The 13,772-nt window shown below is 51.4% G+C and carries 11 protein-coding genes; 3 read left to right on the forward strand and 8 right to left on the reverse strand.

Going from position 1 to position 13,772, the window contains the following annotated elements; all coding sequences use genetic code 11:
- Positions 1-46 precede the first annotated feature (46 nt).
- A complete protein-coding gene (locus ABD028_RS01245) occupies positions 47-616 on the forward strand; it encodes a hypothetical protein (RefSeq protein WP_343840786.1) in 570 nt (189 codons plus the stop codon).
- Entirely contained in the window at positions 609-791 is a 183-nt protein-coding gene (locus ABD028_RS01250; RefSeq protein WP_343840788.1) for a hypothetical protein, read from the forward strand. The genes ABD028_RS01245 and ABD028_RS01250 overlap by 8 nt, the downstream gene beginning before the upstream one ends.
- A gap of 109 nt (positions 792-900) precedes the next feature.
- On the opposite strand, the gene ABD028_RS01255 is transcribed toward ABD028_RS01250, so the two are convergent.
- The 4 genes from ABD028_RS01255 to ABD028_RS01270 form a co-directional block, all read right to left on the reverse strand.
- Positions 901-2,085 (reverse strand): ABC transporter permease, encoded by a 1,185-nt coding sequence (locus tag ABD028_RS01255; protein ID WP_102797947.1) that lies wholly within the window; start codon positions 2,083-2,085, stop codon positions 901-903.
- A gap of 1 nt (position 2,086) precedes the next feature.
- Positions 2,087-3,244 carry an ABC transporter permease gene (locus ABD028_RS01260; protein ID WP_102797948.1) on the reverse strand — a complete coding sequence of 386 codons (1,158 nt, stop codon included), beginning with the start codon at positions 3,242-3,244 and terminating at the stop codon, positions 2,087-2,089.
- On the reverse strand, positions 3,241-3,954 hold the full coding sequence (locus ABD028_RS01265) for an ABC transporter ATP-binding protein (protein ID WP_102797949.1): 714 nt from the start codon (positions 3,952-3,954) through the stop codon (positions 3,241-3,243). The genes ABD028_RS01260 and ABD028_RS01265 overlap by 4 nt, the downstream gene beginning before the upstream one ends.
- A 68-nt stretch (positions 3,955-4,022) precedes the next feature.
- Positions 4,023-5,039, reverse strand: coding sequence for an efflux RND transporter periplasmic adaptor subunit (locus ABD028_RS01270; protein WP_343840799.1), 1,017 nt, complete (start codon positions 5,037-5,039; stop codon positions 4,023-4,025).
- A gap of 272 nt (positions 5,040-5,311) precedes the next feature.
- Here ABD028_RS01270 and ABD028_RS01275 point away from each other — a divergent pair, with 272 nt between their 5' ends.
- Positions 5,312-6,517, forward strand: a complete 1,206-nt coding sequence (locus tag ABD028_RS01275; protein WP_343840801.1) for a M23 family metallopeptidase — start codon at positions 5,312-5,314, stop codon at positions 6,515-6,517.
- 32 nt (positions 6,518-6,549) lie between these two features.
- On the opposite strand, the gene ABD028_RS01280 is transcribed toward ABD028_RS01275, so the two are convergent.
- The 4 genes from ABD028_RS01280 to ABD028_RS01295 all read right to left on the reverse strand — a co-directional run bounded on the left by ABD028_RS01280 (position 6,550) and on the right by ABD028_RS01295 (position 13,691).
- A complete protein-coding gene (locus ABD028_RS01280) occupies positions 6,550-8,613 on the reverse strand; it encodes a S9 family peptidase (RefSeq protein WP_425542044.1) in 2,064 nt (687 codons plus the stop codon).
- Between the two features lie 143 nt (positions 8,614-8,756).
- The gene (gene mdoH, locus ABD028_RS01285; protein WP_343840807.1) at positions 8,757-10,709 is read right to left on the reverse strand and encodes a glucans biosynthesis glucosyltransferase MdoH; all 1,953 of its coding nucleotides are present in this window, start codon (positions 10,707-10,709) and stop codon (positions 8,757-8,759) included.
- On the reverse strand, positions 10,681-12,282 hold the full coding sequence (locus ABD028_RS01290; RefSeq protein WP_343840810.1) for an OpgD/OpgG family glucan biosynthesis protein: 1,602 nt from the start codon (positions 12,280-12,282) through the stop codon (positions 10,681-10,683). The genes mdoH and ABD028_RS01290 overlap by 29 nt, the downstream gene beginning before the upstream one ends.
- A gap of 464 nt (positions 12,283-12,746) precedes the next feature.
- Positions 12,747-13,691: a LysR family transcriptional regulator gene (locus tag ABD028_RS01295; protein WP_343840812.1), complete on the reverse strand. Its 945-nt coding sequence runs from the start codon at positions 13,689-13,691 to the stop codon at positions 12,747-12,749.
- Positions 13,692-13,772 lie beyond the last annotated feature (81 nt).

Below are 13,772 nucleotides of genomic sequence, written 5' to 3' on the forward strand. Positions count from 1 at the left end.
ATCAAGGTACCCGTCTCAGAATGCTGAAGCGGGTAAGGAGTATTCAATGTTTAGGTATATGTTCAACAAAATGTTGCTGACGCTAAAAAAGCGCTATGACTACGACATTCGCTATCAGCAGGACATTCTTAACGCAGATTTGGGCGCTTACAGCAAGTTTATGGGATTTCAGATGATGGCATCCCATTCAGGCAACTTGCCGACAGAAGTGCTGTATGCCGCCAGAATTCGCGCCATTATCTGGGACGATTGCGGACCATGCACACAACTGGTTGTGGATATGGCCTTAGAAGCAAAGGTTAACCCGGACATGGTACGCGCGATTATCGACAGAGACTTCAGCAAAGTGCCTGACAATGTTGCCATGGTGATGCAATTCACTGAGTTTGTGCTGGCGCACAATCCTGAAGCGGACGATTTACGTGACAGGATATTGGCTCTGTGGGGCCAAAGAGGGCTTATTACTCTGGGTTTTTCTATCAGTTCATACCGGGTGTATCCGGCCCTTAAGTACTCTCTGGGGTATGGTACCGCCTGCAGCAAGGTACAGGTTAACGACGCGTCATTGGCACCAGGCCGTGGTCCGGATGCGGCCATAGGGGCCCAGCATGGTTAACAGATTAATCACCGGATTCGCCGTACTGATAGGCCTGGCAGGGGTGATTAATGGTGCCTTTATGACCATTGCCCCTGAGTCCTGGGAGTCCAATTCCGGGTTTCCCCTGAAAAGGATAACTACCAGGTATCCCATTCCGTCACTTTTTCGATTATTGGTCCTGAAGGAAATTTAGTTGGGCGTTTTTATCCGGGGTTTAACACAGCCAACCTGAGTGAGGAGCTTCTTTTCAGGCTCAGGATGGCTGCGGTTTAAATACAGGATAGGAAGGGGCTGCCCTTTTTCTATCCCCTGGATTGAAATGCCACGGCCACTGGCACACTGGTGGCACGCCAGGCGGGGAAGAAGCCGCTGATAAAGCCAATCACCAGTGCCAGCCAGATACCCTGCATCACCAATTGGCCGTTCATTTCAAAACTGAACACCACCTGGGTAAAGCTACCGCCTAAGGTGGACGCACTTAAGCCGTCAAATAGCAGGAAGGCCGCCAGTGCCCCCAATACACCGCCAAGCAAGGCCAGCACCAGGGCTTCTGCCATAGTACCGATAAAGGCCGACAGATTAGAAAAACCAATGGCCCGTAAGGTGGCAATTTCCTTGGCCCGGTCCGATACCGAGGTGTACATGGTATTCAGTGCCCCAGCCATGGCACCCAATGCCATAACGGTGCTGATCACCCGGCCAAAGATGGCCATATAGCTTAAGCTTTCGCCCTGCACCGCGAAATACTTGGCTTCGCTTTGCACTTCCTGATTCAGGCGTGGTTCGTTTTTGATATAGGCTTCAATCGCTTCCAGACTGGCTCCGCTTTGCAGTTTGGCGCGTACCGACTGATAGCTGCTACCGCGGTTATACAGGGTCTGAATCACTTTAGCGTCGGCCCACAGTTCACTTTCAAACACGTTACCGCCGGTACTGAATACACCTACTACTGTCCAGCGGTTCTTGCCAAAACGCACCTCTTTGCCCAGTTCAAAGCCTTCAAACTGGCGTAATACCCCTTCTCCAACAATTAACTCATCGGTACCTGGGGTAAACAGCCGGCCCTGCACCAGTTTAAAGTTGTGACGCAGTGCCATGCCCTGTGGTTCCAGGCCACGTAACGGGATATTGGCGTCGGTACCGCTGCTTTTTTTGGTGCCATCGACAATCACATACAACTCGGGTGAAACCAGTTTGCCATTTTCATCGCTGGCAATGCCTGGTGCTTCGCGCAGCAGGTCAACCTGCTCTTTCATCACCGAGCTGTTCAGTTCAGCAGCAGATCCGGTACGGATAAAAAACGCCACATCTTCTTGCCCGGCGCTTTGTAGCGTGGCTTCAAAACCCTTGGCCATTGCCAGAAAGGCCAGCAGTACGGCAACCACCACCGCGCTGGCCAGGACCATGGCCAGTGACATCCATAAACGGCGCGGCAAACTCTTAATATTCATGCCAATTACGGCACTGGATTGTGCAATCAGGCTCATATTACCCCCTGGCAAATGCAGTGATGATGTTCAAACGAAGCGCCCGGTAGGCCGGTGCAATCCCAGTGATCAGACCCAGCAGCAGCATATAGCCCAGCGCCTGCAGGATAATATCTTCACCCAGCACCAGATTCGGCAGAAAACGCGCCATCATCTTAGACAAGGCGCCTACCGCCAGATAGGCCGCGCCCAATCCCAACAGGCCGCCAAGAAAGGCCAGCAGGCAGGATTCGGTCAGGATCATGCGAAAGATACGGGGTGAGGAAAAGCCCAGGGTTTTTAGCACTGCAATTTCGCTGGTACGCTCACGAATCGCCAGTACCATAGTGTTGCCAACCAGCACCAAAATGGTAAAGAACGCCATAAACACCACACCAAAGATAATCAGGCCGATATTACCGATTTGCTCGATAAAGGCCTTGTTAAAGGCTTTCTCGGTACTGGTGTCGGTTTCCGCCTGGGAGTTGGCGAAGTTTTCGTCAATGGCCTTGGCCACCTGTTCGTTGATGGCCGGGTCGTCTGTGGTCAGCACTATCCAGCCCACGTAATCACCGCCCCAACTCTGGGTTTCCATAAAGTACTTGTAGTGAAACACCATATAGCCGGTGTCCACCTGCGGGTCCTTGCCGGTGAAAATGCCCTCCACCACTAAATCCCAGGTTTGGCCGCCATCTTTGTTGGAGAAAATATTCGAGGAAATGGGAATGCGGTCACCAATCTTCCAGTTGTTGACTGTCGCCAGACGTTCCCCCACCATCACCCCGGCCTGGTTCTGTAACCAGTTGGCTTTCTGTTGTGTATCGACTTGCAATTCTTCATACACATCAAAGTAGGTGTCAGGATCTACCGCCATGGTAACCACCTGATTGGCTGGTTCCTGATAATAGCCACCAAACCAGTTGGCAAAAGTCACATCTTTTACCCCGTCAATACCGCTGACCTTATTGACATAGGCATAGGGCAGGGACTGGGTAAAATTGATTTTGTTGAATACCACCAGACGGTTATCTGCCGACATTTCCACCCCTGAATTCAATGCCCCCTGCAATGCAGTGACGGCACCAAAAATCAGGAAGGCGATAAAGATGGCGAAACTGGTGAGAAACAGCCGCAATTTTTTGCGGGTCAGGTTTTTGTACACCAGATAGAGGTCCTTCATGCGGATTTCTCCTGCAGTACAGGCTCGTCTTTATCGACAAACTGGCCTTTATCCAGATGCAGGGTATGAGTTGCATAACGGGCGGCAGCCGGGTCGTGGGTAACCATCACAATGGTTTTACCAAACTCACGATTGAGCAATTGCAGCATCTCGAGAATTTCGTCGGCGGTGTTGCGATCCAAATCCCCTGTTGGTTCGTCACACAGCAGCAATTTGGGATCGGACACCACTGCCCGTGCAATCGCCACGCGCTGCAACTGTCCACCAGACATTTCACTGGGCATATGTTTGGCTCTGTCCGCCAGGCCTACTAATTTAAGGGCGGTTTCTACGCGCTGCTGGCGTTCTTTGCCGCTGAGGTTGGTTAACAGCAGTGGTAACTCAACATTTTTCGCGGCATTGAGCATCGGCATCAGATTGTAGAATTGGAAGATAAAACCAATGTTGTTGGCTCGCCAGGTGGCCAGTTGCCCCTCGCTTAAACTGTCGATGCGGGCTCCATCAAAACTCACTTCACCGCTGGTGGGCTGGTCCACACCGCCCAGCAGGTTAAGCAGGGTGGTTTTCCCCGAACCTGAAGGCCCCATTATCGCCAGGAAATCCCCGCGTTTTATATGCATATTCAGGTCGTCAAAAATACTGATGGTTTCCTTACCTTTTTTGAAACGCTTGGCGACCGCTTTCAGTTCAAATAAATTGTCGTCACTCATGCTGTTTTCCCGTTTGGTGTTGTGATGTAGGTTAGTCGTTTGGCAACCGGCAAAATCGACAGCTGCTATCAGGCCTTCATAAAGGCCACTTTTACACCCATGTCCGGTAGGATTCTGGGGTCTTTTACTTCAATTCGAATACGCACTTGTACTGTGGCCTTGGCCCTGTCGGCGGTGGGGATAATGGCAATAACTGATGCCGGAATACGCCAGTCGGGATAAGCGTCCAGTGTCGCCTCTACCTGCTGACCGGGGCTGACCCTGCCGATAAAGGCTTCGTTAACATCCACTTCAATTTCCAGCGAATCCATATCCACTATGGTGCAGATACCGGTGCGGGTGAAACCACCACCGGCAGAGGTGGGGGCGACAATTTCACCCGGCTGGGCATTTTTTACCGTCACGACACCGGAAAACGGGGCACGAATCGTGTGATCGTCCAGCCGCTCGCGCTGGCTCTGGGCCTGTAATCTGGCCACTTCAATTTCGGCGCTGGCACTTTGCAGGCTGGCCGCCAGATTTTGGACCCGGCTGGCAGCGCCAGTGCGTTCGGCTTCGCTGGAAAAACTGTTGTTGTTAACCCGGCTCAGGTTACGTCTGGCTTCTTCCAGATCGGCATCCAGCGCAGTACGCCTGGCCGACAAGGCTTTAACCTGGGCTTCGGAAAGTTGCATGGCGGTTTTTGCCAGTGCACTATCCAGTCTTGCTAACACATCGCCCTGTTGCACCTGCATCCCTTCTTCCACATTAACTTCGGTGATCAGCCCCATCACTTCCGCGGAAACTGTTGCCATGCGTCGGGCAGTGATATAGCCAGATGAGTTAAGGATGCTGTTATTTTCTACCGGTGCTTTGGTGGTCACTGGTTTTGCCGCCGTGGTGTCTGCATTGCTGGTTTGCTGTGCGGAACTTATCTGTGGAGCCGGGCCGGTCTTATCCTGGTTGACAAAGCTGGTCAGCCAGAACGTCAGGGCGGCACTTGCCAGCACCGCGAACAGCAAATGCCAGAGACTCAGGCCCTTTTGTTCATGCTTTTGCTCAGGGTTAATCTGCAGTTGTTTTAGTAGCGCGCTTTTATCGTTCACCATTTATTCCCGGTGTTTTTGTGGACATCCTGGTGGCTAATGATTGCACAGTTAAAAACAAAGAAAAAATAGGCCACAAGTCACAAATTTGAATTTTTTTGCTTTGGCGCGGCTGATAAGCAGCCCTTATGTATAGATTTGAAGTTTAAATTATTTGTTTGTGGCCACCTGCTATACCTGATCCTGATACATGTATTTATGCGGTTCGTGTTGATAGCGGCCGCTCCGGAGAGTGGCCGGATTGGAAACCATGTTCATAAGGAAATTTCAGGATGAACAAAAAACTCATAGTGGTTGCCCTGGCCGGGCTAATGGCCGCTCCCGTCGTTGCAGAAGAGCAACTTTTTCCCGGTGGTGATGTGCAGGTAGAGACAATACTGGCGATGCAGTTGGCCGGATTGCCAGCCATTGAGCTGGATGACGCGCAGTATGTGTTGTCTGGTGCATTGCTCAATGAAGACTGGTCTGCATTCTTTACCCAGCGCGTGCCTGCACTGGTGGATTACCAGGATGTGATTATGCATTGGAGTGGGATTGCCAGTATTAATCCCAAACTGTTGGTGGCATTGATAGAGCACCAAAGTCAGATGCTCAGTACACCGGAAAAAGCCGACTTGCAGCGGCCTTTCGGTAATTTGTCTGATGCGCTTGTTTTTTCTGAACAGGTACGGGATATTGCCGGTCAGCTAAGCCGCAGATTCTATGCTTATCAGCACCTGCAGGCAGAAACAGACAAGGTGTCTTTGCCTGTGAGTTCAGCTACCTTAGCGCTGGCCAGTTTGTTGCAAAAAAATAGTGCAAAACCTTTCAATAAAGACAACGCCAAGTTGTCTGCAGATCACGCGCAGCCCTTGAGAGATTTTCTCGCTACTTACAAGAGGCTATTTGATGGCCCTAGGGAGAGTGTGTTGTTAACGGACTCAGAAGCGAAAGCTGAATCAGGCGACCAACAGATTCAGGCGTTTTCGATGAACCTGCCCTGGTCTTCAGGTTATGCCTGGTACAGTGGTGGTGCGCATTCCAACACAGGTTCGGGTTACCCTTATTCGTCACTGGATTTCAACAATGGTTCCGGTGGCTGGGGCAGCAATACGCCCTGGGTGCAGGCAGCTCATGCGGGTACGGTAAGCCGTTATTCTTCCTGCAATATCCGTATTACTCATGCCAGCGGTTACGCCACTAATTATTACCATATGTCTAGTCTGCAATATCAAAGCGGCGACTATGTTGCGGCGGGGGCCTACATCGGTCGGTATGCCAGTAATTACAATCAGGCTTTATGCCAAGGCGGACAATCCAGTGGGCCACATGTGCATTTTTCCTTGTTGTATAACGGGCAATATGTGTCCTTGCATAACCGATATATCAGTGGCTATCGCGTTGATGTGGGTAACTACAACTACGACACCAATTGTTATAACTTCTACTTTGAGCGTAATGGCCAGAAAACCTGTGCCTGGTATCCCTTGTATCGTTAAATAAGTTAAAGGCGCCAATTGGCGCCTTTGCTTTACATTTTGTCTGAGGATTTACGCTGGTCTTTTACCGCTTTAAGTCTGGCGGCGTGATCAATTTCATAATCCGGCATATTGGTATTGCCTGCAATCAGATAGTTGTCCATCCAGCGCATCAGGCGCAAACTGTAATCATACTGGGCAGCCACTTTACGATTGCCATGCCCTTCGCCGGGATAGTATACCAGGCGCACGTCTTTGCCCTGCACTTTCATATAGCGATACAGCTCCATGGACTGAGCGGGGTGTACCCTGGGATCGTCCTTGCCGTGCATAATCAACAGTGGGGTTTTGGACTGCCCTGCCCAGTATATGGGACTGCGTTCAAGATAGTATTGCCACTTGTCCCAAGGGTAAGAGCGGGCGTGTACCAGATGCATTTCATTGGAAATATCCGTGGTGCCAAATTTAGACAACTGATTGGTAACGCCGACAAACATAACGCTGGTGGCAAAGTGTTCGGTGAGCTTGGTGGCGGCCCAGGCCGATGCGTAACCACCGTAAGAGCCGCCGGTGATACCAACCCGCTTACTGTCTACCAGACCCATGTTAACCAGATGCTGCTTAAAGCGGACTAGATCGTTGAATTCCTCACCGGCATAATCGTTCTGGCCCAGTTTGGAATAGGCTACTCCTTTGCCGGTGGAACCCCGGTAGTTGGGGTAGAACACGGCATAACCGCGAGCTGCGGCCATCTGGCCGGGGCGCGAATAGTTGGTCAACCAGCCGTCCTTATCATGGCTTTCCGGGCCACCGTGCACCGACATAATGAGCGGATAACGCTGACCCGCCTGGTAATCCAACGGATAGATCAGTACACCGTCCAGTTCCACACCGTCTTCAGCCTTGAAGCGGATGGTTTCTTGTTTGGCCAACCGCTTGTTGCTAAGCCAGGGATTGGAGTCTGACAGACGGCGGACGTTACCGCTTTGCAACATAAATACTTCGTTGGGATGTGCCGCACTATGGGCGCGCAGCGCGATGCGCTTGCCACTATCATCGATGCTCAGACCGGAAGCAATAAACTGCCCTTCCTTAACCAGTTTTTTGTATTTGCTGGAGCCTGGCTTCAGGCTGGCGATAAAGTTCTGGGTGCCGACTTCGGCAATAAAATTCAGCTCATGGCCTTTGGCAGACCACTGGAATTCACTGATGTGGCCCTTAAAGCCAGGCAACCAGTCCTTGACCTCACCGCTGTCAGCATCGGCCAGATACAAACGACCGGCGGCCGGGTCGTGTTTGTCTTCGGCGCCGATAATGGCGATGTAACGGCCATCGGCAGACAATTCGGCTTCGTCCAGCTTGCCTTCTGTGGCCAGTGACAGCCTGACCTGTTGTTTGTTCAGATCAAACAGATGCCATTGTGACTTCATATACTTGTCATCAATCAGGGCGCTGGGCTGGGTTTTGATCAATAACGATGCGCTGTCGGAAGCCCAGTTGACATCGCTGACATAGTCCTTGATGTCCAAGGCTTGTGGCGTCAGATCTTTACCAGCCTGGTCGAGCCCCAGCACAAACAATTGTTGTGACTTCAGGCCAAGCTCATAAACTTCCGCCATAAAACCAAGCTTTTTCAGTTCTTTCTCGGATTTGTCGGCGCCCGGTTTGGCCAGCAAAGCCAGTTGTTTGCCGTTGGGAGCCAGTTGGTAAGAGCCAATACTGCGGTCTTTCAGACTGAGTGCCAATTGCGCCTGACCGCCATCTACCGGGATGCGATACAGGTTGGTGTACATGTCATCACCCAGTTTGGCCAGAAAGTAAATGTGCGTGCCATCTGCTGACCATTGCAACTGACTTATATTGACCTTGCCGGTGATGTAAGGGCGCTCCACGCCTTTATCATCAACCAGATACAGTTCGGCATAGTTGTTGCCGTTGTCATCCACATAGAGGGCCCGGGGCACCGAGCGGGTAAAAGCAACCCATTTGCCGTTTGGGCTGATACTGCTCTGGATCACAGATTGAATAGTGGGAATATCGTCGATGCTCAGGCGGTCTTGTGCAAAAGTGCAGGTACTTGTCAGGCCAAGTGTCAGGGCCAGTAGGGTCTGTTTTATCTTCATTGTTGTCCTTTTCTGTCTTTAGCATTAGCCGCGTGGATTCTACTTAGAAGGGCTTATCGACGCTACCTTTGACAAGACAAAGCAGACCAATGACAGGGTAAAACCCATGCCATCTGAGCATGGCATGGGGTTAGGTTTTAGTTGCTGACTTCAGCCAGGACTGACGGTGGAACATCATCAAAGCTTTGCAGGGGCATTTCCCGCCACTGCTCTGCGGGTAATGCTGGCACACAATCCACTTGCGCTGGTTTGGCGGGCAGATTTGCCAGGCGGATACGCAGCAGTTTGAGTTCATCAGGTTCAATGGCTTCGCTGGGGCTGATAAACAGACCGTTCAGCCTGGCCCAGCGCCCCAGTCCCAGACTGCTGGAATAACGCACTATAGGTGCAGCCAGAATCACACCGGTAAACACCGGCACCATCCACCAGAACATCAATGGCGTTAATACAAAAGTCACGGCGGCCCAAAGGGCTGCGATGGCACTGGGTAAGGCGGTGCGGTGTAGGGCTTCCCGCCAGCTTAACATGCGTCCTTCACGCTCCTGAGCATTCCAGCTCACCTGATACCCCAAAAACACGCTAAGAACAAAAAAGGCGTGATAAACCATCATGATTGGGGCGATTAGCAGGGCAAATAATGCTTCTGCTATGGCCCCTTTAAGCAAGGTGGCGACACCACCAAATTCGTTGCGTCGCTGTTTCAACGCCAGTATTACCCCCAACGCTTTGGGGAACATCAGCAACACCACGGTACACATTAGCAACGCATTAATCAGACCGGTTTCTGCCACCTGCCAGTTAGGGAATAACTGGTAGGTGTGATGAAAATAGTCATTGTCGCTGGTGGCGCGCAGCAGGGCGTCGGCTGAACTCAACGCCAGCATCAGCATCCACAACAGTGAGGATATATAGGCCAGAGCGCCAAACAGAAAATGCAAACGGCTGGTCAGATGCAAACCCCGGCTGCCCAGTAACGCCAGATGCTGAATATTGCCTTGTACCCAGCGACGGTCGCGGGTGGCGTAGTCAAGAATATTGCAGGGCACCTCTTCAAAACTGCCACGCATATCGGTCAGCAGGAACACATCCCATCCGGCACGCCTTAATAACGCGGCTTCAACAAAGTCATGGCTGAGGATATCGCCGCCAAACGGCGCAGGTCCATCCAGTTTGGGTAAGCCGCAACTTTGCATAAAGGCTTGCATGCGGACAATGGCATTGTGGCCCCAGTAGTTGGCACTGTCGGTTTGCCAGAATGACAAGCCGGTGGCCAGCATTGGGCAGTACAATTCGGAGGCAAATTGCAGGAAGCGACCAAACAAGGTGGTTTGTCGTACCGGAATGGGCACCGTCTGGATCAGACCCGTATTAGGGTTCTGCTCCATGGCGTGCACCAACTGTAACATGGTCTGGCCGCTCATTATGCTGTCTGCATCCAGCACTATCATCTGTTCATAGCGGTAACCAAATCGTTGGCAGAATTCCTTAAGGTTACCGACTTTACGTTCGCCGTTTTTTTCGCGGCGACGATAAAATGCATGGTGACGCAAGTTACCCAGACGTTGCTGCAGTGCTTGCCAGTGGTCCAGCTCAGCCTGTGCCAGTTCTGGGTTGCGGGTATCACTGAGCATGTAAAAGTCAAAATGGGCCAGATGACCGCTGTCCGCCAAACTACGCAGGCAACTTTCAAAGCCCGCCATAATGCGCCGGGTATCTTCGTTATACACCGGCATCACCACGGCAGTGCGACTGAGCGGTGCCGTGTCTGGCGCAGGTATTGTCAGTTTAGGCTTAAGACTAAGTGGATCGATGTTCAGCCATTGCAGTACAAAGCCAATAACAGCACTCCAAAAAGCACAGACAATCCAACTGAACACAATGGCAAACAGGCCCAGAAGTGTTATCTCCAGACCGGTCAGGCCATTGGCTTTGAGGATCTGCGTCATCATACCAATACCGGCCACCGCACTGGTGCTGACCAGTAGGAAAAACAGCCACTGACGCAGTGCCTTATGGTTCAGAATGATCTGCCAAGTCGGATTAGATTGCGCCGCTGCGCTGTTATTTGAGGTCGCTTGGATTCCAGACATAGTTCCATACCTCGCTTAATGTTTCGTTGCGTAATGTCAATTGCAGACGCATGTCTACAGGTTTCTGGTCGGCGGGGTTAAGCTTGAAGGAGACCCGCCAGTCTCCGTTTGGCAGCTTGCTGGTGGTCAAATCGCGGATTGCACCGGAAGACAATTGCAAGTCTGCCTGCATGGGCTGGGTGGCATTGAGTTTGGCCAGTTTGTCGGCGCTGAAATCCACCACAAACTGGCGCTCGGCCTTGGGTGGCGGATTCTGCTCACCCGGTAAAGCCGACCAGCCGATGCGGGTTCGGCTGACCTGGGCCAGGGTTTGCTCGGGGCGTTTACTGTCAAAGGTCGATAACTGGTAGCTGATTTCCAGTTGTTGTCCGGCCTGCAGCGGAGCGTCAGGTACCCAATAACTGACGATGTTATCGTTGGTTTCGTTGTTGGTAGGAATTTCCACTATTTCCAGACGGCCTTTCCCCCAATTGCCCTGCGGGGTGATCCAGATGCTGGGACGCTGATGATATTCCGCTTCGGTGTCCTGATAGTGCACAAAGCTTCGATCGCGCTGCACCAGACCAAACCCCTTGGGATTTTCATCAGCCAGACTGGTGACTTGCAAATGACGCGGGTTTTTCAGCGGGCGCCAGATCCATTCATCATGGGAGGTTTGCATCAACACACCATCTGAGTCGTGAATCTCCGGGCGAAAATCATCTACAAAACGCACCCGGTTCTCACCATAGAAGAACATACTGGTCAGCGGTGCAATCCCCAGTTTCTTAACATCCTGACGGGCAAAGAGGCGTGCGGTAACCTGCATATGAGTGTCGCTTTCTGGCGTCAGTTCAAAACGATAGGCCCCGGTTACAGAGGGGCTGTCTAATAAGGCGAAGAACACTAATGTTGTGTCATTGGGCTGCGGCCTGACCAACCAGAAACGCTTAAAATGTGGGAATTGCTCACCGCTGCTCTCTGCAGTATCAATCGCCAGACCTCTGGCAGACAGGCCGTAAATCTGCTCTGGCCCTACCAGACGGAAATACGATGCCCCCTGAAATACCGCTACTTCGTCTTTATAATCTGGGCGATTTAGCGGGTAATGCACGCGAAAACCTGAGTACCCTTTACTATTGGTACGTTGTCCGGCCAGGGGCGCCGCCTCTGCGTCATAACTGAACTGACTGGCATCAAAAGGCAGCAGTTTGTTCATACCATCCTTGTTGATCTCTTCAATTTCCACTGGCTGCTGATATAAGAAGCCAGGATGAAAAAACTGGATTTCAAACAACGACTGCTGATGCCACAGTGCCTGTTCAGGTTTAAAGCGAATCGCCCGATACTGCGAATAGCTCATCGACTTCCAACTGTCTGGCAGGGCAGCGCTGTCGGCGCTGTAACTCTGAGCTGCCAGGGCTTTGGCCCGGCTGGCCATCAGGTCAAAAAGTACCTGCTGTTTATTTTTGCCCTGATTAGCGGGTAATTGCTGGGCCTTGACACTGGTTGTCAGGATCAGCAATACCGCCACCAGCAGGCCGACACTTAAAAAGGCCCTGGTCTTTAATTGATGAAATTTAGACTTACTCAAGCTTACTACCCCCGAGTCTGAAAATACTGTCCCCTGATTGGAACAAAGTAGAGAAATGTTGGAATGATCTGTGTATCGCAAAAAAGAGGCCAACTAGCGGGGAAAAATATTTTTTCTGACTTCTGAATCACTTCATTTGTCGAGAAATTCATGTAATCAATTGAATATACTGATTTTATATTCTGTGTGTTTTTGCCATTTATGGTTGCAGGGAACGGTGTAAGAAGGATTAGCAGTGAAGCCGAGTCAGCAAAAACTTATAATTCTGTCTCTTTATGGCGACAAATTTGTTGGGGTGGAAGGGGTATCACAAACTTTGGCAGCGGTTTGGCTCGCAAAATTTCTGGCACCTCTGCGCGGGCCTGGTCTGGCGGACCGAGGGCGGTGTTTTCTAAATGGCGGTCATGCTGTCGCCTCATTGAGACAGTGTCTGTAGAAACCCCTGTTTGACCTGAGGTCAATCCTTAAGCTTTAGGTATCAGCTCGTCCTGCATACGACCAAAGCTTTGGCGGCAGTGATTAAAAAATGCCGTGGTCAGTCTGCTCATCGGTGCATGGGCAGAGGTGATAAAGCCATACTCATAAATCAAGGCCGGGGCGAAAGGTATCAGCAGCAAGTTGTTATCAGCATATTGCCTGGCCAGCATGCCGTTGACGATGGCAACCCCAAGGTTACGCCTGGCAAAAGTACAGGCAATGGCCACGGTATGAGTTTCCAGCTTTACCTTCATGGGCACCCCGGCCTGCTGGAAGATACTGTCAATTTGCATACGGGAGTAGCGCCCTTTCCCTAACAGGATCAGGTTTTGTCCAAGCAGATCCTGAACTTCGATTCGCCCCTTACTGGCCAGCGGGTGGGCGGGCGATAACGCGCATACAGTATGGCTTTGCAGCATGGATTCTACCTGCAGGCCCGGGTGATTTTCCGGTAACTGAATAAAGCCACAATCGGCACTACGATGGGCTACCAGCTCCCTGGCGGTGGCCGGGCTATGGGTATCCAGAGAGATATTTACCCTGGGATGCTGGCGCATAAAGTCGGCGACGACATCGGCCAGCGGGCCGGCGATAAAAGAATTTGGCGCCACGATCTTGAGTAATCCCAAGTCTGAGTTAAAGATATTTCTGGCCAACAGGCTGATGCGCTCTGCGCCCTGCAGGGTTAGCTCCACTTCCTTAAACAAAGCCAATGCTTCTTCGGTGGGAAACAGGCGGCTTTTTTCCCGGTAAAACAGGGCGAATCCCACGTGCTGTTCAAAGCTGGCCAGCAAGCGACTGACTGCTGGTTGCGTGATGCCTAAACTGGTAGCAGCTGCTGTGGCTGAGCCGGATTGAATAATGGCGCGAAAGGCTTCCAGGCTCTTTAAACTCAGGCCTTCTAGGCCTTTTGGCGAAGTTGCTGTATTCATATCAATAACAAAATGTAATGAAGTGATTAGTTATATCCATAATATTGCATGACTTTGGCGGGTTAATAAACTGTTAATCAA

This window comes from Bowmanella denitrificans (genome assembly GCF_039522935.1).
GTDB lineage: Bacteria > Pseudomonadota > Gammaproteobacteria > Enterobacterales > Alteromonadaceae > Bowmanella > Bowmanella denitrificans.

What these genes read in the sequence shown, in the direction of transcription:
- mdoH (WP_343840807.1), bottom strand. Translation starts at nt 10,709, where the DNA reads ATGTCTGGAATCCAAGCGACCTCAAATAACAGCGCAGCGGCGCAATCT.
- ABD028_RS01275 (WP_343840801.1), top strand. Translation starts at nt 5,312, where the DNA reads ATGAACAAAAAACTCATAGTGGTTGCCCTGGCCGGGCTAATGGCCGCT.
- ABD028_RS01250 (WP_343840788.1), top strand. Translation starts at nt 609, where the DNA reads ATGGTTAACAGATTAATCACCGGATTCGCCGTACTGATAGGCCTGGCA.
- ABD028_RS01265 (WP_102797949.1), bottom strand. Translation starts at nt 3,954, where the DNA reads ATGAGTGACGACAATTTATTTGAACTGAAAGCGGTCGCCAAGCGTTTC.
- ABD028_RS01260 (WP_102797948.1), bottom strand. Translation starts at nt 3,244, where the DNA reads ATGAAGGACCTCTATCTGGTGTACAAAAACCTGACCCGCAAAAAATTG.
- ABD028_RS01245 (WP_343840786.1), top strand. Translation starts at nt 47, where the DNA reads ATGTTTAGGTATATGTTCAACAAAATGTTGCTGACGCTAAAAAAGCGC.
- ABD028_RS01255 (WP_102797947.1), bottom strand. Translation starts at nt 2,085, where the DNA reads ATGAGCCTGATTGCACAATCCAGTGCCGTAATTGGCATGAATATTAAG.
- ABD028_RS01295 (WP_343840812.1), bottom strand. Translation starts at nt 13,691, where the DNA reads ATGAATACAGCAACTTCGCCAAAAGGCCTAGAAGGCCTGAGTTTAAAG.